A 25902-nucleotide genomic window follows, 5' to 3' on the forward strand; every position below is an offset into this window, starting at 1 on the left:
CCGACGTCGCTTGTCAGTCGATCTCGCGGATCGCGCGTTCCGGGCAGTTGTCGATCGCTTCGCGCGCCGCGGATTCCAGTTCGGCCGGAACCTCTTCCGGGTTCGCGACCGCCCAACCGTCGTCGTTGAGCTCGAACACCTCGGGGCACAACGTCAGGCACATGCCGTGTCCTGCGCAGCGATCCTCGTCGACGGTGACCTTCATTCGGCATCACCCGAGACCACGTCGAACTCCAGATGAAGTTCGGTCAGCCCGCGCAGGATGTACGTCGGGATGTAGTTGTAACGACGCTCCCCCGCGGGGCCGTGATGGGCTTCGCTGATCCGAATGTCGGTGGTGCGGTCCAACAGTCGCTCGAGCCCGACACGGGTCTCGGCCCGGGCCAGCGGCGCGCCCGGGCAGCTGTGGATGCCGCGGCCGAACGCCAGATGCTGGCGGGCGTTCTTGCGCTCGGGATCGAAGTTGTCCGGATCCTCGAAGCGGCGCGGATCGCGGTTGGCCGCACCGTTGATCACCATCACGGTGCATCCGGCGCCGAGGGCCTGGTCGCCCACCGTCGTCGGCACTCGCGACAACCGGAAGTCGCCCTTGACCGGACTCTCGATGCGCAGGCACTCCTCGATGAAGTTCGGCAGCAGGCTGCGATCGTCGCGCAGCCTGCGCTGGATGTCGGGTCGGTCGCCGAGCACCTTCAGCGCGGTCGAGAGCAGCCGCACCGTCGTCTCCTGACCGGCGGAGAACACGTTGGTGGCGACGCGGACCACGTCGGCCACCTCCGGTACCGTGCCGTCCGGGAACGTCGAAGTGGCCAATCCCGTCAGCACGTCGTCACGCGGTTCCCGACGACGGTCTTCGACGTACTCGGCGAACACCTCGTAGAGGTACTCCAACGGCGTCTTCGTCAGGGTCTTGTCGGCGTTGCCCAGCCCGCCGCCGTGCGTGCCGCGGGCCAGCCGCTCGAGCAACTCGGGCCGGTCCTCGTCGGGCACCCCGAGCAGATCGGCGATCACCCGCAGGGTGAACGGACCCGCGAACCCGCTGATGAACTCGCCTTCACCCGGTGCGAGGAACTCGTCGAGGATGTCGTCCGCGAGCTGCCACATCGCGTCCTCATTCTCCTTGAGGCGCTTGGGCGTGATCAGCCGCATCAGCAGGGCGCGGTGGTTGGTGTGCGTCGGCGGGTCGAGCGTCGGCAGCTGGTCGCTGAACGGGATCTCGTCGCGGTGTTCGACGATCAGGTCAGTGACGTCGTCACCCTCGAGCGGAACGGGGAAGCCCGGGAACGGACCGGTCACGGAGATGCACGACGAGAAGGTCTCGGCGTCGTTGTAGACGTCGACGGCCTCTTGCCAGCCGGTCACCATCGTCACGCCGTAGTGGTCCTCACGGGCGACCGGGCACTTGTTGCGCAGCGCCTCGTAGAACGGGTACGGGTCATCCGTCAGGCGCCCGTCCCGGAAGAAGTCGACCGTGGTGAGGTCCTCGGTCATGCGCCCTCCATTTCGACGATCTCAAGGTACGAGAACGTGATTCTCATATCTGGGTATCAGATTTCCATAGCGGCACGCCTGCGTCAACGCGCGGCGAGCGGGTTGGCTTCGGTGCGTTACCAGTCGACCAGCGATCGGCAGCGCACCGAAACCGCTCATTGGATGGGCTCGTCGCCCAGCACCGTCGTGCGCAGCATCTCGCGGGGTGAGTTCGGGTCGTACGGCGCTGCGCGGTGCAGAACACCGTTGTTGTCCCAGATCACCGTGTCGCCGACGGACCAGCGGTGGCTGTACACCAGCTGCGGCTGGGTGGCGCGGTCGAGGAGTTCGGCGAGAAGCGCCCGACCCTCGTCGACGTCCATACCGACGACGTAATCCGCCGACGCACCCAGCACCAGCGACTTGCGGCCGCTGCGGTGAGTCCACACCAACGGGTGCTCGTGGGTGGGTCGCGACCGCCACTTGGCGACCAGCTCGGGCGACGGGTCGGGGGTGACCCGCCGCTGCGAGGCCTCCAGCGAGTGCACCACCCGCAATGCCCCGAAGCGTTCCTTCTCCTCATCGGTGAACGCCTCGTAGGCCGCGTAGGAATTCGCGAACTCCGTCTCGCCGCCGGTCTCGGCCACCTGCTTGGCCGAGAGCACGGTCGCCTTCTGCGGGCACTCGTCGTTGGTGGGCGTGCATCCGTCGATGTGCCAGTCGAACGTGGCCCGCAGATAGTCCGCCGAGGCGTTCTTCGACTTGTCGAGTGTCACGGGGTAGATGCCGGCGACCGGGTGATGGCCGTCCGACGAGTGGTCGATCTCGCCGAGCCGCCGGCAGAACGCCACCTGCGCCTCCGGCGTCAGCCCGAGCCCGGGAAACACCAGTACGCCGTTGTCCTCCAACGCATCCAGAATCGTGGCGCCCAGCGCGTCGTCGTGGGCCAGCGCGTCGGAGTCGACGTCGGTCACCTCCGCGCCGACCGATGCGGTCAGCTTGTTGATGGTGAGCAGGCTCATGGTGTCTCCTTCGTCATGGCACCGGCGCGCTGACGCGGTTCATCACCGCGTCGGCGGAGTCGGCGGGTTTCTGGGTACCGAACACCTCGACGGCCATCGACACCATGATCATCGAGTAGATGAGATGCAGCAGGTTCAGCACGTCTTCGGGCAAGTCGTCGAGCGGGAACTTGTCGCAGTAGTCGATCGCTTCCTCGAAGCGCGGCGTGAACGCGTCGTAGAACTCCCGGATCTGCGACATCGGGGTGGCCATCCGGGTGGCCCACCTCTCGGCTTCGGTTGGCAGGCACCACGTCTCGGCGAACGATTCGAACTCCGCGAACGCACCGGGCAGACGCGTCATGGTCACACCCCCACCGGTGAGCGCTCGGCCTTGTACTCCTCGACCCACTTGACGGCCTCGTGGTGCAGGTGGCGCACCAGGATCTCCTGGTCGCTGAGCGGATAGTCGTCGACGATCGGCTCCCCCAGGCCGTACTCCAGCGCCGCCTGCGTGCCGCCGAGCATTCCCGCGTCCTGCAGCGCGAACTCCTTGAGCACCACCGAAGCGACCTCGTGTTCGATGCGCTCGCGCACGGTGCGGGCGGGATGGAATGCGTTGTAGGCCTCGAACTTATGGGTGTTGTGCGACGTCGGCCAGTACCGATACAGCAGATACCAGCCGTGATAGATGAGGATCTCCAGGTTCGGGAAAATCTGGAAGTTGGTGATGCCCCAGGGTTCGATGCCACCGGGGTTCAGGCCGGCCGACTGATGCGTCTCGGGGGTGCGCCACGGCCCCACGAGCCCAGAGCGCGTGACCCGTTCGACCGGGTACATGTATTCCGGGTCGAGCAGCCAGCGCCGGGTGCCCGCCGTCGACACCAGGCGGTGTGGTCCGTCGATCTGGAAATAACCGCATTCGAACGTCGCGTTCGGCTGGCGCACCGCGCTGGGCACCTGCTGCGAGTGCAGCGAGGGCACGTGGTAGTACTCCTGGAACGCGTCGGCGAAGATCTTCCAGTTGCTGTTGTTGCGCGCCTCGAATTCGTAACGCTCGGTCATCAATTCGAACGGATAGTCGTCGAGCGCGGTGATCATCGGGCCGAGGAACTCGCGCAGCGTCCACCGCGGCTCGGGATCGAAGTTGATGAAGATGAACCCGTTCCAGACATCGCACTGCACCGGCTTCAACCCGTGCCGCTGGTGGTCCAAACCGAAGAACTCGCCCTCCTGCTGCACGAAGGTCAGATCGCCCTTGAGGTCGTAGCGCCACCCGTGATACTTGCAGGTGAACTGTCGGCAGGTGCCCTTGACCTCTTCGTGAGGAAAGTCGTTCCACACCAATTTGTTTCCGCGGTGACGGCAGATGTTGTAGAACGCGCGGATCTGCTGATCCTTACCCCGCACCACGATCACCGACGTCTTGGCGGCGTCGATCTCCTTGGTCAGGTAGCTTCCGACGCGCGGCAGCTCCTCGACACGCGCGACGTTGAGCCAGGCGCGTTTGAAGACCGCTTCGCGTTCGAGCTCGTAGAACTCCGGCGAGATCGAGTCACGGAACGAGATCGGTCCGGTCCCCAGCTGCGGATAATGCTCAGTCCAGCTACCCTCGGCGGGCTTTGGCCACTTAGCCATGGAAACCTCCGTGTCGTGTTCGGTATGCGGAAAACGGGGCGGCCATCACAGCACCGACCCGCCGTTGACGCCGAGAATCTGACCGGTGATGAAACCGGCCTCCTCAGAGCACAGGAAGCCCACGGCCGCGGCGATGTCCTCGCCGGTGCCGAGGTGGCCGAGCGGGACCGTCGCGGCCATCTGCTCGTTCGACGGCAGGTGTCCGGACTGCTGACCGGCATGCTGCATCGGTGTCTCGATGGCCGACGGCGGGATGTTGTTGACCGTGATCCCGGCCGGTCCGTACTCGCGCGCAAGCGATTTGGTCAGCGAGAGCAATGCACCCTTGGACGCGGCATAGTGCGCCATCCGGGGAGAGCCGCGCTGCGCACTGGACGACGAGATCATCACGATGCGACCCCAGCCCGCGTCGAGCATGTCGGGCACGGCCACCTGACAGCAGTGGAATGTTCCGGTGAGGTTGACGTCGATGAGCCGCTGCCACGCCTCCGGCGTGATGTCGGTGAAAGCCGCCCAGTCCACGGCACCGGCGCTGGTGACCAGGATGTGCACCGGCCCCAGCTCGCTCCGCACTTTCGCGAACGCCTCCTCGACCGCCGGACGATTGCTCACGTCGGCGGCCACTCCCAGAGCCGTCACGCCGTCCGCCCGCAGCTTCTCGGCGACCCGTTGGGCCGCTTCGCCGTTGACGTCGAGTACGGCCACCTTGTGCCCACGACGGCCGAGCTCGTGGCACGTCGCCTCCCCCATGCCCGAAGCACCGCCAGTCACCACCGCGACCCGAGTCATCGCGTCCGTCCCATCAGCCGACCTCGTCTTCTACTCATAGATCATGTGGACCGTTCGGCTCGTCGGCAGCGACTGGCATGTCAGCACCCAACCTTCGGCCACTTCGTCGTCATCGAGCGCATCGTTGTTGAGCATGCGAGCGCTTCCGGACACGATGCGCGCCATACACGTTCCGCATGAACCCGTCTCACATGACGAGGGCGCACGCAACCCCGCCATGCGCGCGGTCTGCAGCAGCGTGTTACCCGACCGGTAGGGCGCGATGGTGGACTTGCGATCGAGTTCGATGACCACCTCCTCGGTTTGCTCCGAGGTGGCGGCGACCTCGTCGGAAACCGGTGCCACCGTGAACCGTTCGAGGTGAAGCCGCTCGCGCGGCACGCCCATGCTCAACAGCGTGTTCTCCACCGTGTCCATGAACGGCCCCGGACCGCAGATGTAGTAGTCGACGTCACCGCTCGCCGATGCGAATGCCTCGACCGCCGCGGCCTGCACGACGCCGGCTTCGTCGTCGAAGTGGTTGGTCACCGACAGGCGCTCGGCGTTGGCGGCGGCCAGCGCTGTGAGCGGCTCGCCGAAGATCACCGAATCGCGGCTTCTGTTGGCGTAGAACAGCCTGACCCGCCTGCGGGTGCTCACCAACGCCGAGCCGATCAGCGAGAAGATCGGGGTGATACCGCTGCCGCTGGCGAACGCGACGATGTCGCGCTCGGTGTCGCCGAGCAGGAATCGACCGTCGGGTGGCGAAGCGTGAATCTCGACACCCACCTGCGCGGTGTCGTTGAGCCAGTTCGAGACCAGCCCACCCGGGTCGCGCTTGACGGTGATCTGCAGGTCGTTGCCGTTGTGCGGGCACGATGACATCGAGTAACACCGGCGGTGGTCGTCTCCGTCAACCCTGACCTGCAGCGTCAGGAACTGACCCGCCTTGTAGACGAAGCGATCAGAGCAGTCCGCCGGAACATCGAGAACCAGCGACACGGCGTCGCTGGTTTCGTGCACCACGCGTTTGATGCGCAGTCGGGCGAACTCGTCGTCGGACATCGTCACCACAGTATCAAGTACTTGCGATTGATCTCAAGCACTTGATGCGGCCCCGTGTGCCGATGACGTAGCGTGACCGAATGCAACGGCATCGCGTCATCGCATGGGGCACCGGCGCCGTGGGCGTCGAGATGATCACCGCGGTGCTCGACAACCGGTCGGCGTTCGATCTGGTCGGGGCGCGTGTGTATTCCGCGGATAAGGACGGTGTCGATGTCGGGACCCTGGCCGGCCGCGACCCGATCGGCGTCGCCGCCACCACGGACGTGGATCGGATACTCGCCCTCGACGCCGATTGCGTGCTGTACACGCCCCGTAACACCGAAGTCGACGAGGTGTGCGCGATCCTGGCCAACTGCAAGAACGTGGCCACGACCGCATTCTTGTTCCACCCGCGTCGCATCCGGCCTGCGGACCGCGATCGGTTGCTCGACGCGTGCAAGACCGGCAACAGCACCGTGCACGGAAGCGGTCTGAATCCGGGCAACCTGTCCGGCGTGCTGCCGTTGGCGTTGTCGGGGATGAGCCGCACCATCGACAGGGTGACTCTGCAGGAGCGCGCCGACTGGTCGGTCTACGACAGCACGGCGATCACGTTCGACAACATGTGCTTCGGAGAACCCGTCGAGACCATCAGCCCCACGGGCACCGACTTCCTCGCGTTCAACAGCGCGATCTTCAGCGAGCAGGTCTGGCTCATCGCCGATGCGCTCAACGCGGGCATCGACGAGGTGACCGCCTCGGTCGACGCCGTCGCGGCCACGTCCGACCATCAGATCTTCGACCGCGTCCTGGCCGCGGGAACGACGGCGGGCCAACGGTGGACGTGGTCGGGCCGACGCGACGGTGAGACGCTGGTCGAGATCGAGACGCTGTGGACGGTCGGCAACGAGTACCCCACGCACTGGCCGAAGCCACAACACGGCTGGACGCTGACCATCGAGGGTGATCCCTCGATGCGCACCCACTTCTTCTCCCTCGCCAGCTTCAGCCGCGAGGCGAGCATGGCCGAGCACGTGCGGTCGGCGAATGTGGCGACGGCGATGCAGGTGCTCAACGCGGTGCCGGCGATCGTCGCCGCGCCCGCGGGCTTCGCGACGACAGCGGATCTTCCGTTGATTCGCAGCCACATCGGTTTCGGCAACGGCTGAGTCGATCAGTCGCTGATGTGGTCATCGGCCATCGTGTGCCCGGTACCCTTCACGACCACCCGGGCCAGCAGGTCACGCAGCGTCTGCTGCTCTTCTTGAGTGAGGACGCCGAAGACGGCCTCGTGGGCGGCGATGGCATCGCTGACGACCGCGCCTGCGACCTTGCGTCCCTCAGAGGTCAGGTACGCCTTCAGGATTCGCGCGTGGTGCGGATCGGGTTTGCGTTCGACCAGCCCCCGCTGCTCCAGAGACTTGACCGCCAGTTGCACCCCCTGCGGGGTGATCAGCAGGCGACGCGCGAGTTCGGCGCCGGACAGGCCCGGCTCATTGGCGAGTTGCCGCAACACACCGATCTGGGCGGTGCTGACGCCGTGCTGGCCGACCGCGTCGTTGACGGCGGTCAGCGCGAAGTACCAGGCCTGCTTCAGATGCCACAGGATGTTGTCGCCGAGTTCCATGCCCAGTTCTGGGTCTGTTTCCCTAGCCACCGCCGTCACCCCTCTTCGTGCTGTAGACGTGACCGTCCTTCATCACGAAGCACACGTCGAGGGTGGCGGCGATGTCGGTCAGGTCCCCGGGCACCGCGATGATGTCGGCGAGGTAGCCGGGCGCCAAGCGGCCCAGCTCGTCGTCGGCCTCGATCAGCTCGGCGCTGGTCACGGTGGCGGCGCGGATCGCCTGAATCGGGGTCATGCCCCGTTCGACGAGCGCACACAGTTCTTTGGCGTTCTGTCCGTGCGGGATCGCCGGGGCGTCGGTGCCGCAGGCGATGCGCACACCGGCCGCAATGGCCTTGGGCAGCATGGCCTGTGCGCGGGGAAACACCTCCTCGGCCTTCTTGCGCAGCTCGGGTGCGATGCGGTCGATGGCCATCGCCTGGGTCAGGTAGGTGGTCGAGACGAGGAAGGTTCCGGTGTCGGCCATCAGTTGGATCGTGTCGTCGCTGGCGAGGAATCCGTGCTCGATGCAATCGATGCCTGCCTTGATGCACGCACGGATCGCGCTGTCCCCGATCGCATGTGCGGCGACGCGGACGCCCGCACGGTGTGCCTCGTCGGCGATGGCGGCGAGTTCCGCGTCGGAGTACTGCTGCGCGCCGGGAGCGGTGCTGTGCGACATCACCCCACCGGAGGCCGATACCTTGATCAGCTTGGCGCCGTGACGGACCTGGTAGCGCACGCACGCGCGCACGTCGTCGACGCCGTTGGCGATGCCCTCGGCCACCGACAACGGCATGATGCCCGGAGCCAGCCGCTGGAACACCGTCGGATCGAGATGGCCGCCGTACGGAGTGACCGCGTGCCCGGCGGGGTAGATCCGTGGGCCGACGTGCCAACCCTGGTCTATCGCCCGCTGCAACGCGACGTCGAGCAGGTAGCCGCCCGTCTTGACCATGAGGCCGAGGTTGCGCACGGTGGTGAAGCCGGCCTCCAGCGTCCTGCGGGCGTTGACCGCCCCGCGCAGCGTGCGATAGACGGGATCGTCCTGCACACCGTGCATGGGGCTGGGCAAGCCCTCCGGCCCGCCGGGCCCTCCGATGAGGAGGTTGAGCTCCATGTCCATCAGGCCCGGCAACAGCGTGACATCTCCGAGGTCGATCTCGGTCACCGAATCGTCTTGCGGTTCCGCTGGATTGACCGCGACTATGCGGTTGCCTTCGACGACCACCACGGCCGGCGAGCGCACCTCACCGGCCACGACGTCGGCCCAGCGCGCAGCGCGCAGGACGATTCGATCGGTCACGGAACCGGTTCGGAAACGCAGTCGAGCGTTGTGGCACCCGAATCGGGCACCTTCGGCTGCTTCCAGCACTCGACCGGGAAGGACACCTGAATCATCGAGTACAGCAGGTGCATCAGGTTGAGCACGTCCTCGGGCAGCTCGTCCAGGGAGAACTTGTCGCAGTAGGCGATGGCCTCCTCGGCGCGCGCGGTGATCGCGTCGTAGAAGGCCTGCATCTCGGTCATCGTCGAGGACAGCCGCTTGGCATAGCGTTCGGCCTCAGACCCCAGGCACCAGTCCGAAAACTGTTCCAAGTCGGCGAATTCCGGTGGCAACTTGGCCGTCGTGGTCGTCATCTCACACACCCGCCGTCTTGCGTTCGTAGTTCTCCACCCACGCCGCGGTCTCCTTGTGCAGGTGGCGGATCAGCACCTCCTGATCGCAGAGCAGGAAGTCGTCGAGCACCCGCGACTCGATCATCGACTGGGTGGCCTCCAGCGTGTTGGCGTCCTGCAGCCCGTATTCCTTGAACGACACCGCGGCCAGTTCCTGCGCGATGCGTTCTCGGGGAGTGCGCGGCTGCGGGAAATACACGGTTCCCTCGAACAGGTGCGTGTTGTACGACGTCGGCCAATAGTGGTAGGTCAGGTACCAGCCCTGCCCCCAGAACAAGATCACGAAGTTCGGGAACAACTGGAACGAATCAAGGCCCCACGGATCGCATTTCGCCGGGTTCAGGCCGGCGGGCATCTCCCCCAGATCCGGCTTGTCCCATGGCCCGAACAATCCACTTTGGCAGATGTCCTCGATCGGCTTGCGCATCTCGTCGGCCATCTCCCAGGCGCGCACACCCGAGGTGCTGACCAGTCGGTGCGGACCCTCGATGCGGTAGTGCGGCGCCTCGAAGCCGGCCTCGGCGGCGGCCTTCGAGTAGGCGGTCGGCGACTGGTTCGCGTGCAGTACCGGCGCGTGGTAGAACTCCTGGAACGCGTCCATGTAGAGCTTCCAGTTCGCCTTGACCTCTGACCGGTAGTGGAACCGCGACGTCATCTTGTCGAACGGGTAGCCCTCCAGGTTGGTGATCATCGGACCGAGGAACTCGCGCAGCGACTGTTCGGGTTCCTTGGCGAAGTTGACGAAGATGAACCCTTCCCAGACCTCGCAGTGCACCGGCACCAGCCCGTAGCGGCTCTTGTCGAGGTTGAAGAACTCCTCCTCCTGCTGCAGGAAGGTGAGGTTGCCGTCGAGGTCGTAGCGCCAGGCGTGGTACTTGCAGGTGAACTGCCTGCATACCCCGCTGGTCTCTTCGAGCGGCATGTCGTTCCACACCAGTTTGTTGCCGCGGTGCCGACAGATGTTGTGATACGCCTTGACCTCACCGGAGGTGGTCCGCACCACGATGATCGACGTGCCTGCGACCTTCAACTCCTTGGTGAAGTAGCTGCCTTTGCGCGGAACCTGTTCGGTCCGGCCGACATTCAGCCACGCGCGCTTGAAGATCGCGTGGCGTTCCTTCTCGTAGAACTCCGGGCTGATGGAGTCCTCGTAGGAGACCGGATCGGTTCCCAGTTCGGGATAGTGCTCCGTCCAACTTCCTTCTGGCGGTTTGGGAAAGCGAGCCATTGCCTACTCCTGTCCGCCCGGCCTGGACCGTGCCGGGAGCTGCAGCGCCGACGGTATATGCTCCATGTCACAATCGCAAGTAGTTGATACAGACCGGCCGGGGCCGGGCAGCGACACCGATTACGCACCGCGGTCAGACCTCCATTCGGACCACAACCGTGGTGCAGACATCGGCGCGGAAAGGTGAGCAGACAATGCGATCGGACGAGTTGTTCATCGGCGGCCAATGGTCGCCAGCGAGCGCCGGGGACCACATCGAGGTCATTTCTCCTCACACCGAGGAACCCGTCGCGCGCGTCGCCGCCGCCGGACCCGCGGACATCGACAGGGCCGTCGCCGCCGCGCGCTCCGCGTTCGACTCCGGTCCGTGGCCGCGTCTGGCCCCCGCCGAACGCATCGCCGCCGTGCGCCGGCTGCCCGAGCGGTACGGCGAACGGCGCGGCGAGATGGCCGAGACCATCACCGCCGAGATCGGGGCGCCCATCAGCTTCGCCCAGCGCGCGCAGGTCGGACTGCCCACGATGATGATGTCGGCGTTCTGCGATCTGGCCGATACGTACCCGTGGGAGGAATCCCGCCCGGGAATGTATGGAACCGATATCCGTATCCGCCGCGAGCCGGTGGGTGTCGTCGCCGCCATCGTGCCGTGGAACATGCCGCAGTTCCTGATCGTCACCAAGCTGATTCCCGCGCTGCTCGCCGGCTGCACGGTCGTGCTCAAGCCTGCGGCCGAGTCACCGCTGGACGCACTGCTGCTCGCCGACATGATCGCCGAGGCCGGGCTCCCCGACGGCGTGGTCAGCGTGCTGCCGGGTGACCGCTCCGCGGGCGAGTACCTCGTGAAACATCGCGGGGTCGACAAGGTCTCGTTCACCGGGTCGACCGCGGCGGGCAAGGCGGTGGCCGCCGCGTGCGCCGTCGATCTGCGCCGCGTCAGCCTCGAACTCGGCGGCAAGTCGGCCGCCATCGTCCTCGCCGACGCCGATCCCGCCGCCGTCGCCGCCGGCGTCCGCTCGGCAAGCCTGTCCAACAGCGGTCAGATCTGCAACGCGCTCACCAGGATTCTGGTGCCTGCGGCACGTTCGGCTGAGTTCACCGATGCCCTGGCCGCCGAGATGACGTCGCTCGTCGTCGGGGATCCGACAGATCCGGCCACACAGGTCGGACCGCTCGTCGCACAACGTCAGCAGCAGCGAGTGCGCGACTATATCGAGAAGGGCCAGTCCGAGGGCGCCCGCCTCGTCGTCGGGGGCGCCGACATGCCCGACGGGCTCGACCGTGGCTGGTATGTGAAGCCGACGTTGTTCGCCGACGCCGACAACGACATGACCATCGCGCGCGAGGAGATCTTCGGGCCCGTCCTGACCGTCATCGCCTATGCCGACGAGGACGAAGCGGTGGCGATCGCCAACGATTCCGACTATGGCTTGGCTGGATCGGTGTGGACGACTGACACCGAGCGCGGAGTCGCCGTCGCCGAGCGCATCCGCACCGGGACATTCGGCGTCAACCAGGGCTACACGATGGATCCGTTCGCACCGTTCGGCGGCGTCAAGGACAGCGGCTACGGCCGCGAACTCGGACGCGAAGGCATCGACGGGTACACCGACACCAAATCCATATCGATTGCCACGGCCTAGGTTTCGGTCCGTTCCAGTGGCTCACGTCATGGGAATTTGATCGCCGAGACGTACATGTCGATGATCGGCCGGTACAGATCGACGTCGTCGAGTTCACTGCCGAGCACGACGGCGTCGCTGGTGGCGATCAGCACCTGGGCGAACGTCAACGGCGGGATCACCAGGGTTGCGCCGAGCCGATCGATGCCGTCGACGATGAATTTAGCCAACGCCTCGACCACCTCCGCGCGCTTGCCGACCACCCGTTCTCGCGCATCCGGATTGCGCAGCAGGTACAGCGTGAACTCGTGGCCGAGGGCAGCATGCTCGGCACCGCGGTCCTGGCTCAGCTGGCGCCACCGTTGCGCGATGTCGTCGCGCTCGCGGGCGCCCACCTGTTTCGACGACGACATCACCTCGGCGAAAGTGTCGAAGTAGCGCCGCCAGTAGCGGTCGCTGACGGCCAAAAACAGCTCTTCTTTGGTGGCGAAGTGCTTGTATATCGCGCCCTTCGTGTAACCGGCCTCGTAGGCGATGTCGTCGACAGTGGCTGCCGTGAAACCCTTTTCGGCGAACACGTTCTCGGCCGCGTCCAGCAGCAGGGACCGGGTGTGCTCGAGCCGCCGCTCCCGGGTCCACCGCTCCGCCATGCCGGAAGTCTGCCATAAGAATCTGAGATCCCATTGAGTTCTCCAGATACCGACCGGTATATTTTCTCGAGATCGCGATGACGAGGCGCGATCGAGGAGGCGTCGTGAGCGAACTGTCGAACAAGCCATCCACTGAGTCGCTCAGCACAGTGGGACGACTCGAAGAGGCGTCGCCTCGGCCGTCGAACCGGGTCAAGATCTGGGCGACCTTGGGCGGCGTGATCCTGGTCTTCCAGATCTACGTCTGGATCCGGTGGATCACCGGCCCGTACTTCACGCCGGTCGATCCCGGTCCGACCGAGCCGCCGACCTTCATGAAGGTCGCGCTGATGATGTGGCAGATCGGTTCACCGGTGCTCTTCCCGGTCGCGATCTGGTGGTTCATCGTCCGGCCCTGGCGTCGCGAACGTCGCATCACGTTGGACGGCATGATCATGGTGTCCACGGGCCTGTTCTTCTTCCAGGACCCGCTGCTGAACTACATCAACACGTGGTGCACCTACAACGCGTGGGCGTTCAACATGGGGTCGTGGGCTCCGCACGTCCCGGGATGGCTCTCACCCGAGAGGCCTGGCGCCCAGGTGGCAGAACCGTTGGGCATCAACGTTTCCGGATACGCATACGGCGTGCTGCTGTGCACGATCCTGGGCTGCTGGGTCATGCGAAAGGCCCAGCAGCGGTGGCCGAATCTCGGCACCAAGGGTCTGATCGGCGTCGCCTTCGCGTGGGGTTTCGTGTTCGACTTCGTCATGGAGGGCCTGGTCCTGATGCCGCTCGGGATGTACACGTTCCCCGGTGCCATCCAGGCGCTGTCGATCAACGCGGGCACCTACTACCAGTGGCCGATCTACGAGGGCCTGATGTGGGGCGGCGTGCAAGCCGCGCTGTGCTGTCTGCGGTTCTTCACCGACGACCGCGGCCGCACGGTCGTCGAGCGCGGCCTGGACAACGTCCGGGGCGGATTCGCCAAACAGCAGTTCGTGCGTTTCCTCGCGATCTTCGCCGCAATCAGCGCATCGTTCTTCGTCTTCTACATCATCCCCGCGCAGTTCATGGCGACCCATGCCGATCCGTGGCCCGAGGATGTGCAGAAGCGTTCGTACTTCACCTCGGGTTTGTGCGGCGAAGGTACCGACCGGCCGTGCCCCGACCCGTCGCTGCCGATTCCGACCAGACACTCGGGTTACATCAACACCGACGGCGAATTCGTGCTGCCGGAGGGCGTGGAGATGCCCGCCGTCATACCGCACGAACGGAGCGAATGACGTGTCGGCGAACAACCACGCGGCGACACTCGAAAGCCGGTCGCGAGCACCGTTTTACCGGCCCATCGGCGATGAGGTCGAGGTGTTTCGTGCCGCGGCGCGGCGAGGTTCGCCGGTGCTGCTCAAGGGTCCCACCGGATGCGGTAAGACCCGGTTCGTCGAGGCGATGGCGCACGATCTGGGCCGCGAGTTGATCACCGTCGCCGGCCACGAGGACATGACGTCGGCCGATCTGGTGGGCCGGTTCCTGCTCAAGGGCGGCGAGACGGTCTGGGTCGACGGACCGTTGACCAGAGCAGTTCGGACAGGGGCGATCTGCTACCTCGACGAGATCGTCGAGGCACGCCAGGACACCACCGTCGTGATCCACCCACTGGCCGACCACCGCCGCGAACTGCCGGTCGACCGGCTCGGTACCACCCTGTCCGCGGCGCCCGGGTTTCAACTGGTGATCTCGTACAACCCCGGCTACCAGAGCGTGCTGAAGAACATCAAGGAGTCGACGCGCCAACGGTTCATCGCGATCGAACTCGACTTCCCTCCGCCCGAGGTGGAAACCGAGATCGTCGCGCACGAGGCCGGAATCGACGCCGAGATGGCACGGACCCTGGTGGCGATCGGCAATGCGATCCGCGGCATCGACGGCTCACCGCTACGCGAGGCGTCCTCGACGCGGATGCTCATCCTGGCCGGCGGCCTGGCTGCCGAGGGGCTCGGTCTGCGGCGCGCCGTGCAGGCCGCGATCGTGGAGGCGCTGTCCGACGACAGAGACGTCGTGCGCGCGCTCGGCGAACTCGTCGATGCGCTGCTACCGAGCCCGTGAGTGCCTCGGGCGCAGCCGAACTCGATCGGTTCCGGTTTCTGGCGACGTTCGTCGCCGGTCGGTCGATCGACATCGCGGCTGCGCCGGAGGGCCAACCCGCCCACACCAACGGCACGGCCATCTTCGTCACCGGCAGCGGTTCGGACGAGCAGATTCGGCGGGAAGTGGTGTTGCACAGCGCGCTCATCGGAGCGGGTAGCCTGCAGGAGCCGCTGGTCCGGCCGTTGCGTGCGCGTCCGGCCCTCGCGCGTCGCTACCTGGCGGTCGAGGGACGCCGGGTGCTCGTCGACCTGGCCCAGCGGCTGCCGCTGGCCGCGACGCTGCACCCCGAGGATCCGCATGGCTCCACATCGGCCGCCCAGTCCCTCGAAATCGCGCGTAGCCGAACACGAGTCAGCGATGCGCCCGACTTTTTCGGCATCCTCAAACCGTCGGCACTGCTGAGCACGGTCCCCGAACCGGGCACCCGCGCCTCCGACGCCGACCTGAGATTCACACCCGATCCTGCCGCCATGCCGGTGGAGGACGGAGACGATGACGATGACGAGGGGCCGTCGGAGGAAAGCAAGATCCTCAAGATGTTCGACAACCCGCTGTTCAACTCGAAAACGGTCGGGGACTTCCTGCGCAAACTGCTCGGCACATCGGGGTCGTCCGGCAACAGTGCAGGCGGGGATCCGCAGGCCGAAGCCGTGCGGCGGGTCCGCGCGGGCGGCCCGCACGCCAGGCCGCTGCCCCACCGGATCCACTTCACCGACGACGAACGCCCAGGTGCCGCCGTCGGGGTGGGCGGAGCGCTGCATCCCGAGTGGGACGTCTTCCGCCGCCGGTACCGGCCGGACTGGTGCCGGGTGATCGACTACCCGCTGACCACGCCCGCCGACGTCAACGCTGCCGCCGTCGCCCGCGACGACGTCCTGCGCCGCCGGCTTTCCCGGATCGGGTTGGGCCCCAGGGTGTTGCGGCGCCGGCCCGACGGCGACGAACTCGACATCGAAGCCCTCGTCGATCTGTCCGTCGACCTGCGTTCCGGATTCTCCCCGCCCGAGCACATCTTCACCGAACACCGCAAGGTCGCCAGGAACCTCGGGGTGCTGATCCTGCTCGACGCGTCCGGCTCGGTGACCGACGCCGACCCGGACGGCCTGGCCGTACACGAGCACCAGCGGCGAGCGGCCGCCACACTGGCGGCCACGCTCGAGGACCTCGGCGATCGGGTCGCGGTCTACGCGTTCCGGTCCCGGGGCCGCCATGCTGTCCACCTTCCGGCGATCAAGAAGTTCGATCAGCGCTTCGGGGCGGTCGGACGCGCTCGTCTCAACCAGCTGCAACCGTCGAGCTACACCCGCCTCGGCGCGGCGATCCGCGGCGCGGCCGAGATCCTCAAGGAAGAGGCGGGCACCCCCAACAAGCTGTTGCTCGTCTTGTCCGACGGACACCCCTACGACGACGGTTACGAAGGCCGCTATGCGGAGGCCGACGCGCATAAGGCCCTCGAGGAACTCCGCGCCGACGGCGTTGCATGCCTGTGCCTTTCGATCGGTTCTTCAGCTAGTGCCGATGCGCTGGACCGCGTCTTCGGTTCCGTCGGCCATGCCGGTGCCGCCTCGTTGGCGGAGCTCAGCCCACGGATGGACGAGTTGTTCATGGCGTCACTACGGGAACTGGCGGCCCCGGCGCCGCGCTGAGCGCCGGTTTTTCTTCCGGGACTCGTCAGCGGGCGGGCAACCCCAGCACCCGCTGGGCAATAATGTTGCGCTGTATTTCCGACGCCCCGCCCGAAATCGTCCCGGCATAGGTGCTGATGTAGCGGGTGAACCAGTCGGCGGTGAAAAGGCCTGGGCTGTAGGGATTGTACGGCGCGGTGAGCCCCGGACTGCGTAAGCCTCCTGCGCCGGCGGCGTCGAGCGCATACCCGAGCGCCTTCTGCTCGGCCTCCGATCCGAACAGCTTCAACACCGATACGCCGGGGATGTCGCGTTCACCCCGCGCCGCCTGCCCCAGCGCGACGGAACCGAGCAGGCGCAGCGCCTGATAGTCCATCGCGATGGTCGCGTAGCGGTCTTGGTTCACCGCTCCCACCGGGCGGAAGTCCTGCAGTAGTTGATCCAGCCGGTTGGCGAACGCCATCCACATCATGGTGCGTTCATGGCCTAGCGATCCGTTGGCCACGCGCCAACCCTCGTGCAAAGGACCGACGAGATTCTCGGCGGGCACCCGCACGCCGGAGAAGAACACCTCGTTGAAATCCAGGTCCTCGCGGCTGTAGACCGAAGCGAACGGTCTGCGCTCGACTCCGGGTAGGTCGGTGGGGATCAACAGCGCGCTGATCCCCTTGTGCTTGGGCGCATCCGGGTCGGTGCGCACAAACGCCAGGATGACATCGGCGTCGTGTGCGCCCGAAGTCCAGACCTTCTGCCCGTCGACGACGAAATCGTCACCGTCGCGCACCGCTCGCGTCGCCAGGCCCGCCAGGTCCGAACCGGCCCCGGGTTCGCTCATGCCCAGCGATGCGGTCATGTCGGCCCGCAGAATCGGCACCGCCCACCGCTGCTTCTGCTCGTCGGTGCCAAAGGTCAGCAGCGACGCGGCGATGATCCCGACGCCCTGCGGATTGAAGGCCGGATAGATCCGGCGCCGCGCCAGCTCTTCGCGGTGGACGAACTGCTCGAGCACGCCCGCGTTGCGGCCACCGAAGTCCGGCGGATTTCCCGGCAGCAACCATCCGTGGTCGAACAGCAGCCGCTGCCAACGGCGTGCCCACTGCGGCACATGGGCCGTCGATCGGGACCGCTCCGCCGCCTCGGCCTGCGGCGGCAGGTGCTCGTCGAGGAAGGCGACGAACTCGGTGCGGAACGCCTCCACCTCGGCATCGAAGGTGAGCTGCATCCCGCCAACATATCAAGTACTTAACATTTGAGGCGTGGTGCGCTAAGACTTAAGGGATGCTCGACGGCGAGAAGATCCTCATCACCGGCGCCACCGGCAAGATCGCGTTCCCCTTGGCGCGGGAGCTGGCAGGCAATAACGAGGTGTGGGGCGCAGCCCGGCTGCGCGAGCCGGCCAGCCGCGACAGGCTGAGCGCCGCCGGTGTCATTCCGGTCGCCCTCGATATCGGCGACGGCGACTTCTCCGCGCTCCCCGACGATTTCACCTACGTGTTTCACGCCGCGGTCGATCCCGGAGCCGGAGACTGGACGCGCTGCCTGGAGACGAACGCTCAGCGTTCGGGCGGCCTGCTGCACCGGTACCGCGCCGCAAAAGGCTTCGTACTCTGTTCGACCGGCTCGATCTACGCGTACCAGGGTCAGCGGCCGCTGACCGAATCCGATCCGCCCGGGGTGCCGTTGCGGGCGAACTACAGCTTCTCCAAGGTCGCCGCCGAGGCGGTCTGCACGTGGGTCGCCAGACAGTACGAGATTCCGTTGACCATCATCAGAATCTGTTCCACCTACGGGCCCGAAGGCGGCGCCCCCGCCGACCGTCTCGACGCGATACTGGCTCGGCGACCGATAAGGCTGCACCCGGACCGGCCGAACAACTACAACCCGATCTACGAGGACGACTACGTCGCACTGGGGATCAGGGCATTGGAGGCAGCCGGCACTCCGCCGGTCGTGGTGAACTGGGCGGGCAGTGAGACGGTCAGCGTCGAGGAGTACTGCACCTACATGGGTGAACTGGTCGGCGTCGAACCGATTTTCGAGTACACACCCGAAGCCCACACACCGCTGTGGCCCGACGTCACCCGCATGCACGAGGTGCTGGGCCGCACGACAATCGGATGGCGTGACGGCTTTCGCCGCATGGTCGAGGCCCGCCATCCCGAAATCCCGTTGGCACAGCCGGATTCGGTGTAGAGGAGACGAGGATGCAACTACCGGGCAGACCGTCGGACGAGGTTCCCGAGGTGCTCGCCAACGGAGACGGGGACATCACCACCATGTTCGTCTCGATGGCGCGACGCCACCCCGACGGCGCGGACGCGGACTATCTGCGCTGGCACACCCTCGACCACCGCCCCGAACAGCACCGGATGCGGGCGGTGCGCGCATCCCTGCGCCTGGTGTCCACGCCGCAGTGCCGGGCCGCACGAGGGACGGGTGAAACTCCCTACGACGAAATCGATCACGTGATGACGTACTTCTTCACCGGGGTCGAGGGCATGGAACCGTTCCTCGCGCTATCCAAGGCGCTCGGTGATGCGGGCCGCAAACTGCCACTGCTGCCGCCCGTCGAACGCGGTGTGTACGACGTGCGGCAGCGCGCCGCAGCGCCACGGATCAAGGTGGGCGCCGACGTGCTGCCGTGGTGGCCGAATCGAGGCGTGTACCTACTGCTGGAACGAGGCACAGGTTTTCCGGACGAACTGGTGGACGTCGACGGGGTGGCAGGCGCGTGGGCGGCGATGTCGCTGCCCGTCGAGGGCCGATTGGCCAGTGCCCCTGCAGGGCAGACGATTACGTACTGCTTCCTCGACGACGACCCTGTGGCGGTCGCGGAGCGGCTCCGGCCGCTTCTGCGGTCCCGATGGCAGCAGGACGGCGTCGAACCGCTTTTCGCCGCACCGTTTCACACCGTCGTCCCCTACGAATGGGACCGCTATGTACCGTGACCGGAGGTATGAATGCGCATCGGTCTGATGGTCGGCTCCGACAAGGAGCGCCCGCGAGCTGAGCGACTGAGTGGGCTGATCGACGACGGAAGAGCCGCCGAGGAGCAGGGTTTCGCGACCTTCTGGATACCGCAGGTGCCTGGATATCTCGATGCGATGACGGCCGTGGCGTTACTCGGAAACGCCACCGACCGCATCGAGATCGGAACGGCCGTGGTGCCGATCCAGACCCGCCATCCGCTCATCATGGCTCAGCAGGCGCTGACCACCCAGATCGCCTGCGAGGGACGGTTCACCCTGGGCATCGGCCCGTCGCACCACTGGATCATCACCGACCAGCTCGGCCTGCCGTACGACAAACCCGCGCGGCTGGTGCGCGACTATCTCGAGGTGCTCGACGCGGCGTTCAGCGGACCGGGCGCGATCGCCGTCGACAACGACACGTATCACGTGAGGTCCCCTGTCGACGTCACTGAGGACTTCACCGTGCCGGTGTTGGTGGCGGCGCTCGGCCCGACGATGCTCCGGATCGCCGGCGAACGCACCGGCGGAACCATCCTGTGGATGGCCGACGAACGTGCGATCGGCGACTACGTGGCGCCGCGGATCTCGACGGCGGCCAAAGAGGCGGGCCGAGAAGACATCCGCATCGTCGCCGGTGTCCCCGTCGCGCTCTGCGCCGACGATGAGGTCGACGATGCCCGGGCGTACGCCAGCGAGGTGCTGGGGCATGCCGACTTCTCCCCCAACTACGTGCGCCTGCTCGAACACGGCGACGCCGAGGACGTCGGCGACACCATGGCCGTCGGCGACGAAGCAACCGTCGCGGCGCGGTTGCGCCGCTACCGCGACGCCGGCGTCACCGATCTGGCAGCGCGCGTGGTTCCGCTCGGGCAGGATGCCGCCCAGCGTCAGGCGTCGCGCAGCCGCACTGAGGCGTTCGTCGCGTCGCTGGTATCGGAGCTCGCCTCGGGGACATAGCTTCCCATGAACTCGATGGGTACCCCGCCCATCGTGCAGAAGAACAGGTCCACGCCAGGCACACCGGTGTCGAGCATCGTGACGTCGTTGGCGAAAGCGCTGGCCTTCGCGCGTGTTTCGGCGAAGTGGGGTGCCATGAACGACAGCGCTGCCAACCCCTCGGGCACGACGTCACGAAGGTGCTCGGGAACGTCGAGCACCTCGATGAGCCCCGTGTCGCCGGTGCCGAGCATGGTGACCTCCGCCCCGTCCGACGTTGGCCATCCGAGCGTTCTCTCCAGCACCTCACCGGGCACGTGCATCTGGAACTGCACCGCCATCCCCATCACCTCGGTCAGAAACGCCGTGAAGATGTGCGCGGAATGGCTGCGCATGACAACGTGGTGCAAGTTGGGCATGTCTCGCCTTTCGTGGGCCTATCCGAGCATGATCAGGCCGCCGTCGACGGCGACGAGTTGTCCTGTCATGAAATGTGATCCCTCGCTGCAGAAGAACACCAGTGCGGGGCCTAGATCGCCGACGGGATCACCGAGTGTTCCCCCGAGCGGAATCGAGGTTTTGAGCTGTTCGTCCAGGAACTCCGCTGCCGGCCCGAGGAATTGCCGCAGCCGGTCGGCACCTGGCGTCTGTACCGCGGGCGCCAACGCGATCACCGACACCTTCTCGGCGGCCCAAGCCCTGGCCGCCGAGCGTGTCCACGCGGCCACCGCTCCCTTCGTCGCCGCGTACACCGCCGAGAGAGGGCTGCCCATGACCGCCTCGGCGGACCCGAAGTTGATGATGCGTCCGCCGCCGTTGTCGCGCATCACCGCGTACGCCGACTGGTTGGTCAGGATCGTGGCTTTCACGTTGGTGTCGAACAGGATCTCGATGTCATCGGAGGTGATCTGACCGGGGATGCCCGGCTGCCACAGTCCGGCCGCATTGAGCAGTACGTCGAGCCCACCCATCTCCTCGGCCGCGGCCCGCACGGTGTGGTCGACCGCTTCGGCGTCACGCACGTCGCAGTGCACCCAGGACACGCCCGCCACGTTGGGTGGCGCCGTGGTGTGACGGGTGGCCACGACGTGGGCGCCCGCCTCGGTGAGCACGTGCACCGCCGCCGCGCCGATGCCCGTGGCCCCACCGGTCACCAAGATGCGCCTACCGTCCAGTGTCGTGCCCATCCCTAGATAGTTGGACAAACGTCAACTATTTGCAAGCCTCAATTGCCCTGTTACAGTGCCGGAGTGTCCAAGGCCAACGGCGAAGCGATTGCTGACGGTGGTCAACGACGCGCTTCGTTTCAGCGGGCTCGTTCGCATGAGACGAAGCGCGCGCTCGTGCAGGCGGCCATGGCGTTGTGGCGCACGAACGGGTATGCGAAGACGACCGTAGCCGACATCTGCCGGGCCGCCGGCGTGTCGAGGGGCCTGTTCTACTTCTACTTCCCCGCCAAAGAGGACATCCTCTTCGAGGTCGGTCTGCTGTCGACCCGGGCGGCGCAGAATAAGGTGCGCGCGCTGTTGCGGGCCGACTACGACGTCGAGGCGGTCATCGGTGAGGCGCTGCGCAGCCTCGAACGGTCGATGGCCCGCAATCCGCGCGAGCTGATCATCCAGACGATCCTCGAGGGCTACCGGCATGAACACCGGATCCTCGCGGGTGAGGCCGTCGACGACACGGCCGACGCCGACATGTTCGGCGAACTGTTCACCCGCGCGCAGCGGGACCGGAAGATCGGTGCGCACGTCGACGTCGAACACCTCTCCCGCTTGGCCGGCATGCACGTCAGCGAAGGCGTCCGGCATTGGGCGAGCGGCACTTTCGGTGACCGGTCGTTCGCCGACGTCGTCACCGACGACATCGCGGCGCTGATCGTCGGGTTCAACACGAGGAAGACCGACGCCGCACTCAGCTGAAGATTGAACCAGCGCGAAAGGAGACCACGATGGCGTGGGATTTCGAGACCGACCCCGAATATCAGAAGGTGCTCGACTGGGCCGACGAATTCGTCAGGGAGGAGGTCGAACCGCTCGACTTGGCGTTCCCCGATCAGCAGTTCGTTCCTTTGGACGCCAACCGCCGCAAGGTTATCGACCCACTCAAGGATGAAGTGCGTCGACGAGGGCTGTGGGCCACCCACCTCGGCCGCGAACTCGGCGGACAGGGTTACGGCCAACTCAAGCTCGCTCTGCTCAACGAAATCCTCGGCCGTTCCCAGTGGGCACCGATCGTGTTCGGCTGTCAGGCGCCCGATACCGGCAACGCCGAGATCATCGCCCACTACGGCACCGACGCCCAGAAGGAGCGCTATCTGCGCCCGCTGCTGAAGGGCGAGATCTTCTCGTGTTACTCGATGACCGAACCACACGCCGGTGCAGACCCGACACTGTTCAACACCACCGCGGTCCGTGACGGCGACGACTGGGTGATCAACGGCCAGAAGTTCTTCTCCTCCAACGCCAGAACCGCGTCGTTCCTGATCGTCATGGTCGTCACCAACCCCGACGTGAGTGCCTATCAGGGCATGTCGATGTTCCTGGTGCCGACGGACACGCCCGGCGTCAACATCGTCCGCAATGTCGGACTGCACGGCGAGCGTGACGACGAAGGCTCGCACGCTCTCATCCACTACGACAACGTGCGGGTGCCGGCCGATGCGCTGCTGGGCGGCGAGGGCCAGGCATTCGTCATCGCTCAGACCCGTCTCGGTGGCGGCCGTATCCATCACGCGATGCGCACGATCGGGCTGTCCCGCAAAGCGCTGGACATGATGTGCGAACGCGCGCTGAGCCGCGAAACCCAGGGCAGCAGACTGTCGGAGAAGCAGTTCGTCCAGGGCTATATCGCCGACTCGTACGCGCAGCTGCTGCAGTTCCGGCTGATGGTGCTCTACACCGCGTGGGAGATCGACAAGTACAACGACTACAAGAAGGTCCGTAAGGACATCGCCGCGGTCAAGGTGGTGATGCCGACGGTGCTGCACGACATCGCCTGGCGTGCAATGCAGGTCCACGGTGCGCTGGGTGTCACCAACGAGATGCCCTTCCTGGGCATGGTCACCGGCGCCGCGGTGATGGGGCTGGCCGACGGGCCCACCGAGGTGCACAAGACGACGGTGGCCAAGCAGGTGCTGCGCGACTATGCGCCCAGCACCGGCACGTGGCCGAGCGAGTGGATTCCGGCCAAGCGGGAGAAGGCCAGGGCCAAATTCGCCAGATACCTGGGCGCCACCATAGAGAATGAAGTGGGGAACCTGTGAGCGACACCGCGATAGACGTTGCGCGCCTGACCGACTGGATGGACGCAGCCGAGCTGCCCGGTAAGGGTGAGCCGCTGCAGACCCGGTTCCTGTCGGGCGGTACCCAGAACGTCATCTACGAGTTGCGGCGCGGGGAACACAGCTGTGTGCTTCGGATGCCGCCGCCCGACGCCCCGCCCGATCGCGACAAGGGAATTTTGCGGGAGTGGCGCATCATCGAGGCGCTCGACGGCACCGACGTTCCCCATACCGAGGCCGTCGCCGTCTGTGAGGATGCCGCGGTGCTCGGCCGCCCGTTCTATTTGATGGGTTTCGTTGACGGCTGGTCGCCGATGGATCTTGAGGATCGGAAGTGGCCCGAACCGTTCGATTCCGACTTGTCTGCGCGCGGGGACCTGGCCTATCAACTCGCCGAGGGCATCGCGCTTCTGTCCCAAGTCGACTGGAAAGCAAAGGGGCTAGACGATTTGGGTCGGCCCGATGGCTTCCACGAACGCCAGGTCGATCGCTGGACGGCGTTCTTCGAGCGGATCAAGGGCCGCGAGATCGAGGGCTTGGAGGTCGCCACCGACTGGCTGCGCACGCATCGCCCGCTGGATTACGTTCCCGGCCTGATGCATGGCGACTACCAGTTCGCCAATGTGATGTATCGGCACGGGGCTCCCGCCCGGCTCGCGGCGATCGTCGACTGGGAGATGGGCACCGTCGGGGACCCGAAGCTGGACTTGGGCTGGATGGTGCAGAGCTGGCCGGAGGACACCGCGGCGCCGGCGGACTCGGAGATGGGTTACGTCGACATGCGGGGAATGCCTTCGCGCGCGGCCGTCGTCGAGCACTACGCGAAGGTGTCCGGGCGTCAGGTCGACGACCTCGACTACTACCTGGTGCTGGCGAAGTGGAAGCTTGCCATCGTGCTCGAGCAGGGTTTCCAGCGCGCGGGCGACAACCCGAAGCTGCTCGCCTACGGCCCGATCATCGTCGAGCTGATGCGCTCGGCCGCCGACTTGGCCGAATCCAGCGACTACCGCTGACGCCGCCGGCGCCCGCCGAAATCAGCTGGCGGGCACCAGATCCGCGGCGACGGAGACCATCATCCCGCAGCGGAACATCTCGCAGCCGCCGACCTCGGCGGCTCCGGGATCGCCGGCCGCGGCCAGCGCCTTGGCCTTGAACGCCCTGGCCGCCGCGCTCAGGCGGTGCTCGACGGAATCGACGCTGCTGTCGAGCTCGGCGGGCATCCGCTCACCCCACAGCGTCACCTCGGTCGCCCCCTGATCGAGCGCGTTGCGCACATGCTGGAGAACCCGCGCGTCGCGGTCGATCATGTTGGCCGCGACAGCGACGGTGGCCGGATGCGGCCGTTCCTCCCACTCGGCGAGAACCGTTTCCAGGTCGAGGGTCTCGGCTCCGAGGATCGTCAACGGGCGAACGTCTTCGTCACCACCGACGAGCACGGTGACGTCCCACCCGGCCATCACCCGGTCGTAGATCCAGCCGCCGGCATACTTCACCGCGTCCGTCACCGTCGGGGCGACGATGTCGAGCCGGTACCTCATGTCGAGCTCCGCGGCGCCAATTCGCGTCCCAGCGACTCGGCGTACCCCTTGAACACCTCGGCCAATTGAATCGATGGGTCGAGTAACCATAGGGTCTCCATTCCATAGGTGAAGGCGAGGATTTCCACGGCCTTAGTGGCCGCGTCGAGGTCTTGGCGATACTTGCCGCTGCGCTGACCGCGCTCGATGATCGCGGTGATGATGTCGACCGCGTCGCGGTAACGCTTGACAAGGCGGTCGTGCAGCGGCGCGTCGGGCGCGATGTTCTCCACCAGCAGCACGGTGAATGTCCCGACGAGTTCGGGCGCGCGGTCGAAGCGTTCGGGGACCCGGCCGAGCTCGGTGACGAGGTCGCCGGAGCGGTAGTCGGCGTGGATGGCGTCGTCGGCGTCACGGGCGTCGAGCACCGCGTTGAGGAGCTGCTCCTTGGACTCGAAGTGGTGCAGCAGACCGGCGGGCGTGACCCCGGCTTCCTTGGCGATCTGGGCCAGCGAGGTGTTGCGCCACCCATTGCGTGCGAGCAGGCGTTCGGCCACCGCGAGGATGCGCTGACGACGATCCTCGCCCTTGGCGAGGAGCGTGGCATACGGCCGCGCGGACTCCGTGGCGGACACCGAACTCCTTCGTTCAACCAACCTAGTGAACACACAGTAGGTAGGTTTGAGCGCTGTGACAAGCGTCTCAGCCAAATTGGGTTTAGACCGCTGTCAC

General features: G+C 66.2%; 28 protein-coding genes. 11 read left to right on the plus strand and 17 right to left on the minus strand.

Features of this window, described 5'->3' with window-relative positions; genetic code table 11:
* Positions 1-13: 13 nt before the first annotated feature.
* From AU192_RS14085 to AU192_RS14115, 7 genes are all read right to left on the minus strand, one after another.
* Positions 14-205, minus strand: a complete 192-nt coding sequence (locus AU192_RS14085) for a ferredoxin (protein WP_064397080.1) — start codon at positions 203-205, stop codon at positions 14-16.
* Entirely contained in the window at positions 202-1491 is a 1290-nt protein-coding gene (locus AU192_RS14090; RefSeq protein ID WP_064397083.1) for a cytochrome P450, read from the minus strand. The genes AU192_RS14085 and AU192_RS14090 overlap by 4 nt, the downstream gene beginning before the upstream one ends.
* A 155-nt stretch (positions 1492-1646) precedes the next feature.
* A complete protein-coding gene (locus AU192_RS14095) occupies positions 1647-2492 on the minus strand; it encodes a TauD/TfdA dioxygenase family protein (protein ID WP_064397085.1) in 846 nt (281 codons plus the stop codon).
* Between the two features lie 13 nt (positions 2493-2505).
* Positions 2506-2835 (minus strand): hypothetical protein, encoded by a 330-nt coding sequence (locus AU192_RS14100; protein ID WP_064397445.1) that lies wholly within the window; start codon positions 2833-2835, stop codon positions 2506-2508.
* A gap of 2 nt (positions 2836-2837) precedes the next feature.
* Positions 2838-4109: an aromatic ring-hydroxylating oxygenase subunit alpha gene (locus AU192_RS14105; RefSeq protein ID WP_064397087.1), complete on the minus strand. Its 1272-nt coding sequence runs from the start codon at positions 4107-4109 to the stop codon at positions 2838-2840.
* Positions 4110-4154: 45 nt separating this feature from the next.
* Positions 4155-4898, minus strand: a complete 744-nt coding sequence (locus AU192_RS14110) for an SDR family NAD(P)-dependent oxidoreductase (protein ID WP_064397089.1) — start codon at positions 4896-4898, stop codon at positions 4155-4157.
* Between the two features lie 30 nt (positions 4899-4928).
* Positions 4929-5942 carry a ferredoxin--NADP reductase gene (locus AU192_RS14115; protein WP_064397446.1) on the minus strand — a complete coding sequence of 338 codons (1014 nt, stop codon included), beginning with the start codon at positions 5940-5942 and terminating at the stop codon, positions 4929-4931.
* 80 nt (positions 5943-6022) lie between these two features.
* Between AU192_RS14115 and AU192_RS14120 the strand changes: the two genes are divergently transcribed.
* Complete coding sequence (locus AU192_RS14120) at positions 6023-7093, plus strand: NAD(P)H-dependent amine dehydrogenase family protein (RefSeq protein WP_064397092.1); 1071 nt, start codon at positions 6023-6025, stop codon at positions 7091-7093.
* Positions 7094-7098: 5 nt separating this feature from the next.
* On the opposite strand, the gene AU192_RS14125 is transcribed toward AU192_RS14120, so the two are convergent.
* The 4 genes from AU192_RS14125 to AU192_RS14140 are packed head-to-tail and all read right to left on the minus strand — an operon-like array spanning position 7099 to position 10438.
* On the minus strand, positions 7099-7551 hold the full coding sequence (locus AU192_RS14125) for a MarR family winged helix-turn-helix transcriptional regulator (RefSeq protein ID WP_064397094.1): 453 nt from the start codon (positions 7549-7551) through the stop codon (positions 7099-7101).
* A gap of 22 nt (positions 7552-7573) precedes the next feature.
* Complete coding sequence (locus tag AU192_RS14130; RefSeq protein WP_064397095.1) at positions 7574-8836, minus strand: metal-dependent hydrolase family protein; 1263 nt, start codon at positions 8834-8836, stop codon at positions 7574-7576.
* On the minus strand, positions 8833-9171 hold the full coding sequence (locus AU192_RS14135; RefSeq protein ID WP_064397097.1) for a hypothetical protein: 339 nt from the start codon (positions 9169-9171) through the stop codon (positions 8833-8835). The genes AU192_RS14130 and AU192_RS14135 overlap by 4 nt, the downstream gene beginning before the upstream one ends.
* 1 nt (position 9172) lies before the next feature.
* Positions 9173-10438 (minus strand): aromatic ring-hydroxylating oxygenase subunit alpha, encoded by a 1266-nt coding sequence (locus AU192_RS14140; protein ID WP_064397099.1) that lies wholly within the window; start codon positions 10436-10438, stop codon positions 9173-9175.
* A gap of 194 nt (positions 10439-10632) precedes the next feature.
* Here AU192_RS14140 and AU192_RS14145 point away from each other — a divergent pair, with 194 nt between their 5' ends.
* A complete protein-coding gene (locus tag AU192_RS14145) occupies positions 10633-12078 on the plus strand; it encodes an aldehyde dehydrogenase (protein ID WP_064397101.1) in 1446 nt (481 codons plus the stop codon).
* 26 nt (positions 12079-12104) lie between these two features.
* Here AU192_RS14145 and AU192_RS14150 read toward each other — a convergent pair whose 3' ends face one another.
* A complete protein-coding gene (locus AU192_RS14150) occupies positions 12105-12707 on the minus strand; it encodes a TetR/AcrR family transcriptional regulator (RefSeq protein ID WP_064397103.1) in 603 nt (200 codons plus the stop codon).
* A gap of 104 nt (positions 12708-12811) precedes the next feature.
* Between AU192_RS14150 and AU192_RS14155 the strand changes: the two genes are divergently transcribed.
* The 3 genes from AU192_RS14155 to AU192_RS14165 are packed head-to-tail and all read left to right on the plus strand — an operon-like array spanning position 12812 to position 16483.
* Positions 12812-13972 (plus strand): spirocyclase AveC family protein, encoded by a 1161-nt coding sequence (locus tag AU192_RS14155; RefSeq protein WP_064397105.1) that lies wholly within the window; start codon positions 12812-12814, stop codon positions 13970-13972.
* A 1-nt stretch (position 13973) separates the two neighbouring features.
* Positions 13974-14795, plus strand: coding sequence for a CbbQ/NirQ/NorQ/GpvN family protein (locus AU192_RS14160; protein WP_064397107.1), 822 nt, complete (start codon positions 13974-13976; stop codon positions 14793-14795).
* Positions 14792-16483, plus strand: a complete 1692-nt coding sequence (locus AU192_RS14165; RefSeq protein ID WP_064397108.1) for a nitric oxide reductase activation protein NorD — start codon at positions 14792-14794, stop codon at positions 16481-16483. Before AU192_RS14160 ends, AU192_RS14165 begins: the two co-directional genes overlap by 4 nt.
* Positions 16484-16508: 25 nt before the next feature.
* On the opposite strand, the gene AU192_RS14170 is transcribed toward AU192_RS14165, so the two are convergent.
* Positions 16509-17684, minus strand: coding sequence for an acyl-CoA dehydrogenase family protein (locus AU192_RS14170; RefSeq protein WP_064397110.1), 1176 nt, complete (start codon positions 17682-17684; stop codon positions 16509-16511).
* Between the two features lie 56 nt (positions 17685-17740).
* On the opposite strand from AU192_RS14170, the gene AU192_RS14175 reads away from it, so the two are divergent.
* The 3 genes from AU192_RS14175 to AU192_RS14185 are packed head-to-tail and all read left to right on the plus strand — an operon-like array spanning position 17741 to position 20391.
* The gene (locus tag AU192_RS14175) at positions 17741-18655 is read left to right on the plus strand and encodes an NAD-dependent epimerase/dehydratase family protein (RefSeq protein ID WP_064397112.1); all 915 of its coding nucleotides are present in this window, start codon (positions 17741-17743) and stop codon (positions 18653-18655) included.
* Between the two features lie 11 nt (positions 18656-18666).
* Complete coding sequence (locus AU192_RS14180) at positions 18667-19410, plus strand: hypothetical protein (RefSeq protein ID WP_064397114.1); 744 nt, start codon at positions 18667-18669, stop codon at positions 19408-19410.
* Positions 19411-19422: 12 nt separating this feature from the next.
* Positions 19423-20391 (plus strand): TIGR03564 family F420-dependent LLM class oxidoreductase, encoded by a 969-nt coding sequence (locus tag AU192_RS14185; RefSeq protein ID WP_064397116.1) that lies wholly within the window; start codon positions 19423-19425, stop codon positions 20389-20391.
* Here AU192_RS14185 and AU192_RS14190 read toward each other — a convergent pair.
* Complete coding sequence (locus tag AU192_RS14190; protein WP_064397119.1) at positions 20322-20789, minus strand: VOC family protein; 468 nt, start codon at positions 20787-20789, stop codon at positions 20322-20324. The two genes, AU192_RS14185 and AU192_RS14190, sit on opposite strands and share 70 nt — an antisense overlap.
* Before the next feature lie 18 nt (positions 20790-20807).
* On the minus strand, positions 20808-21557 hold the full coding sequence (locus tag AU192_RS14195; RefSeq protein WP_064397121.1) for an SDR family NAD(P)-dependent oxidoreductase: 750 nt from the start codon (positions 21555-21557) through the stop codon (positions 20808-20810).
* Positions 21558-21713: 156 nt separating this feature from the next.
* Here AU192_RS14195 and AU192_RS14200 point away from each other — a divergent pair, with 156 nt between their 5' ends.
* From AU192_RS14200 to AU192_RS14210, 3 genes are read left to right on the plus strand one after another with little or no spacing between them, the layout of a single operon-like run.
* Positions 21714-22292, plus strand: a complete 579-nt coding sequence (locus tag AU192_RS14200; RefSeq protein WP_064397448.1) for a TetR/AcrR family transcriptional regulator — start codon at positions 21714-21716, stop codon at positions 22290-22292.
* A 29-nt stretch (positions 22293-22321) separates the two neighbouring features.
* Complete coding sequence (locus AU192_RS14205; protein WP_064397124.1) at positions 22322-23635, plus strand: acyl-CoA dehydrogenase family protein; 1314 nt, start codon at positions 22322-22324, stop codon at positions 23633-23635.
* Between the two features lie 38 nt (positions 23636-23673).
* Complete coding sequence (locus AU192_RS14210; protein WP_174522789.1) at positions 23674-24666, plus strand: phosphotransferase family protein; 993 nt, start codon at positions 23674-23676, stop codon at positions 24664-24666.
* A gap of 21 nt (positions 24667-24687) precedes the next feature.
* Here the strand turns inward: AU192_RS14210 and AU192_RS14215 are convergent, their stop codons facing one another.
* Together AU192_RS14215 and AU192_RS14220 are read right to left on the minus strand one after the other, a co-directional pair.
* The gene (locus AU192_RS14215; RefSeq protein WP_064397128.1) at positions 24688-25191 is read right to left on the minus strand and encodes a hypothetical protein; all 504 of its coding nucleotides are present in this window, start codon (positions 25189-25191) and stop codon (positions 24688-24690) included.
* A complete protein-coding gene (locus AU192_RS14220) occupies positions 25188-25805 on the minus strand; it encodes a TetR/AcrR family transcriptional regulator (RefSeq protein WP_064397130.1) in 618 nt (205 codons plus the stop codon). The genes AU192_RS14215 and AU192_RS14220 overlap by 4 nt, the downstream gene beginning before the upstream one ends.
* Between the last annotated feature and the right edge of the window lie 97 nt (positions 25806-25902).

The organism is Mycobacterium lehmannii (genome assembly GCF_001499925.1).
Lineage (GTDB): Bacteria > Actinomycetota > Actinomycetes > Mycobacteriales > Mycobacteriaceae > Mycobacterium > Mycobacterium lehmannii.

Excerpts from the sequence above, each read along its gene's own strand:
- AU192_RS14175 (WP_064397112.1), top strand. The coding sequence starts at position 17,741 with ATGCTCGACGGCGAGAAGATCCTCATCACCGGCGCCACCGGCAAGATC.
- AU192_RS14125 (WP_064397094.1), bottom strand. The coding sequence starts at position 7,551 with ATGGAACTCGGCGACAACATCCTGTGGCATCTGAAGCAGGCCTGGTAC.
- AU192_RS14105 (WP_064397087.1), bottom strand. The coding sequence starts at position 4,109 with ATGGCTAAGTGGCCAAAGCCCGCCGAGGGTAGCTGGACTGAGCATTAT.
- AU192_RS14170 (WP_064397110.1), bottom strand. The coding sequence starts at position 17,684 with ATGCAGCTCACCTTCGATGCCGAGGTGGAGGCGTTCCGCACCGAGTTC.
- AU192_RS14145 (WP_064397101.1), top strand. The coding sequence starts at position 10,633 with ATGCGATCGGACGAGTTGTTCATCGGCGGCCAATGGTCGCCAGCGAGC.
- AU192_RS14205 (WP_064397124.1), top strand. The coding sequence starts at position 22,322 with ATGGCGTGGGATTTCGAGACCGACCCCGAATATCAGAAGGTGCTCGAC.
- AU192_RS14195 (WP_064397121.1), bottom strand. The coding sequence starts at position 21,557 with ATGGGCACGACACTGGACGGTAGGCGCATCTTGGTGACCGGTGGGGCC.
- AU192_RS14135 (WP_064397097.1), bottom strand. The coding sequence starts at position 9,171 with ATGACGACCACGACGGCCAAGTTGCCACCGGAATTCGCCGACTTGGAA.
- AU192_RS14190 (WP_064397119.1), bottom strand. The coding sequence starts at position 20,789 with ATGCCCAACTTGCACCACGTTGTCATGCGCAGCCATTCCGCGCACATC.
- AU192_RS14085 (WP_064397080.1), bottom strand. The coding sequence starts at position 205 with ATGAAGGTCACCGTCGACGAGGATCGCTGCGCAGGACACGGCATGTGC.
- AU192_RS14180 (WP_064397114.1), top strand. The coding sequence starts at position 18,667 with ATGCAACTACCGGGCAGACCGTCGGACGAGGTTCCCGAGGTGCTCGCC.
- AU192_RS14110 (WP_064397089.1), bottom strand. The coding sequence starts at position 4,898 with ATGACTCGGGTCGCGGTGGTGACTGGCGGTGCTTCGGGCATGGGGGAG.
- AU192_RS14185 (WP_064397116.1), top strand. The coding sequence starts at position 19,423 with ATGCGCATCGGTCTGATGGTCGGCTCCGACAAGGAGCGCCCGCGAGCT.
- AU192_RS14115 (WP_064397446.1), bottom strand. The coding sequence starts at position 5,942 with ATGTCCGACGACGAGTTCGCCCGACTGCGCATCAAACGCGTGGTGCAC.
- AU192_RS14140 (WP_064397099.1), bottom strand. The coding sequence starts at position 10,438 with ATGGCTCGCTTTCCCAAACCGCCAGAAGGAAGTTGGACGGAGCACTAT.
- AU192_RS14120 (WP_064397092.1), top strand. The coding sequence starts at position 6,023 with ATGCAACGGCATCGCGTCATCGCATGGGGCACCGGCGCCGTGGGCGTC.
- AU192_RS14100 (WP_064397445.1), bottom strand. The coding sequence starts at position 2,835 with ATGACGCGTCTGCCCGGTGCGTTCGCGGAGTTCGAATCGTTCGCCGAG.
- AU192_RS14095 (WP_064397085.1), bottom strand. The coding sequence starts at position 2,492 with ATGAGCCTGCTCACCATCAACAAGCTGACCGCATCGGTCGGCGCGGAG.
- AU192_RS14090 (WP_064397083.1), bottom strand. The coding sequence starts at position 1,491 with ATGACCGAGGACCTCACCACGGTCGACTTCTTCCGGGACGGGCGCCTG.
- AU192_RS14150 (WP_064397103.1), bottom strand. The coding sequence starts at position 12,707 with ATGGCGGAGCGGTGGACCCGGGAGCGGCGGCTCGAGCACACCCGGTCC.
- AU192_RS14215 (WP_064397128.1), bottom strand. The coding sequence starts at position 25,191 with ATGAGGTACCGGCTCGACATCGTCGCCCCGACGGTGACGGACGCGGTG.
- AU192_RS14210 (WP_174522789.1), top strand. The coding sequence starts at position 23,674 with ATGGACGCAGCCGAGCTGCCCGGTAAGGGTGAGCCGCTGCAGACCCGG.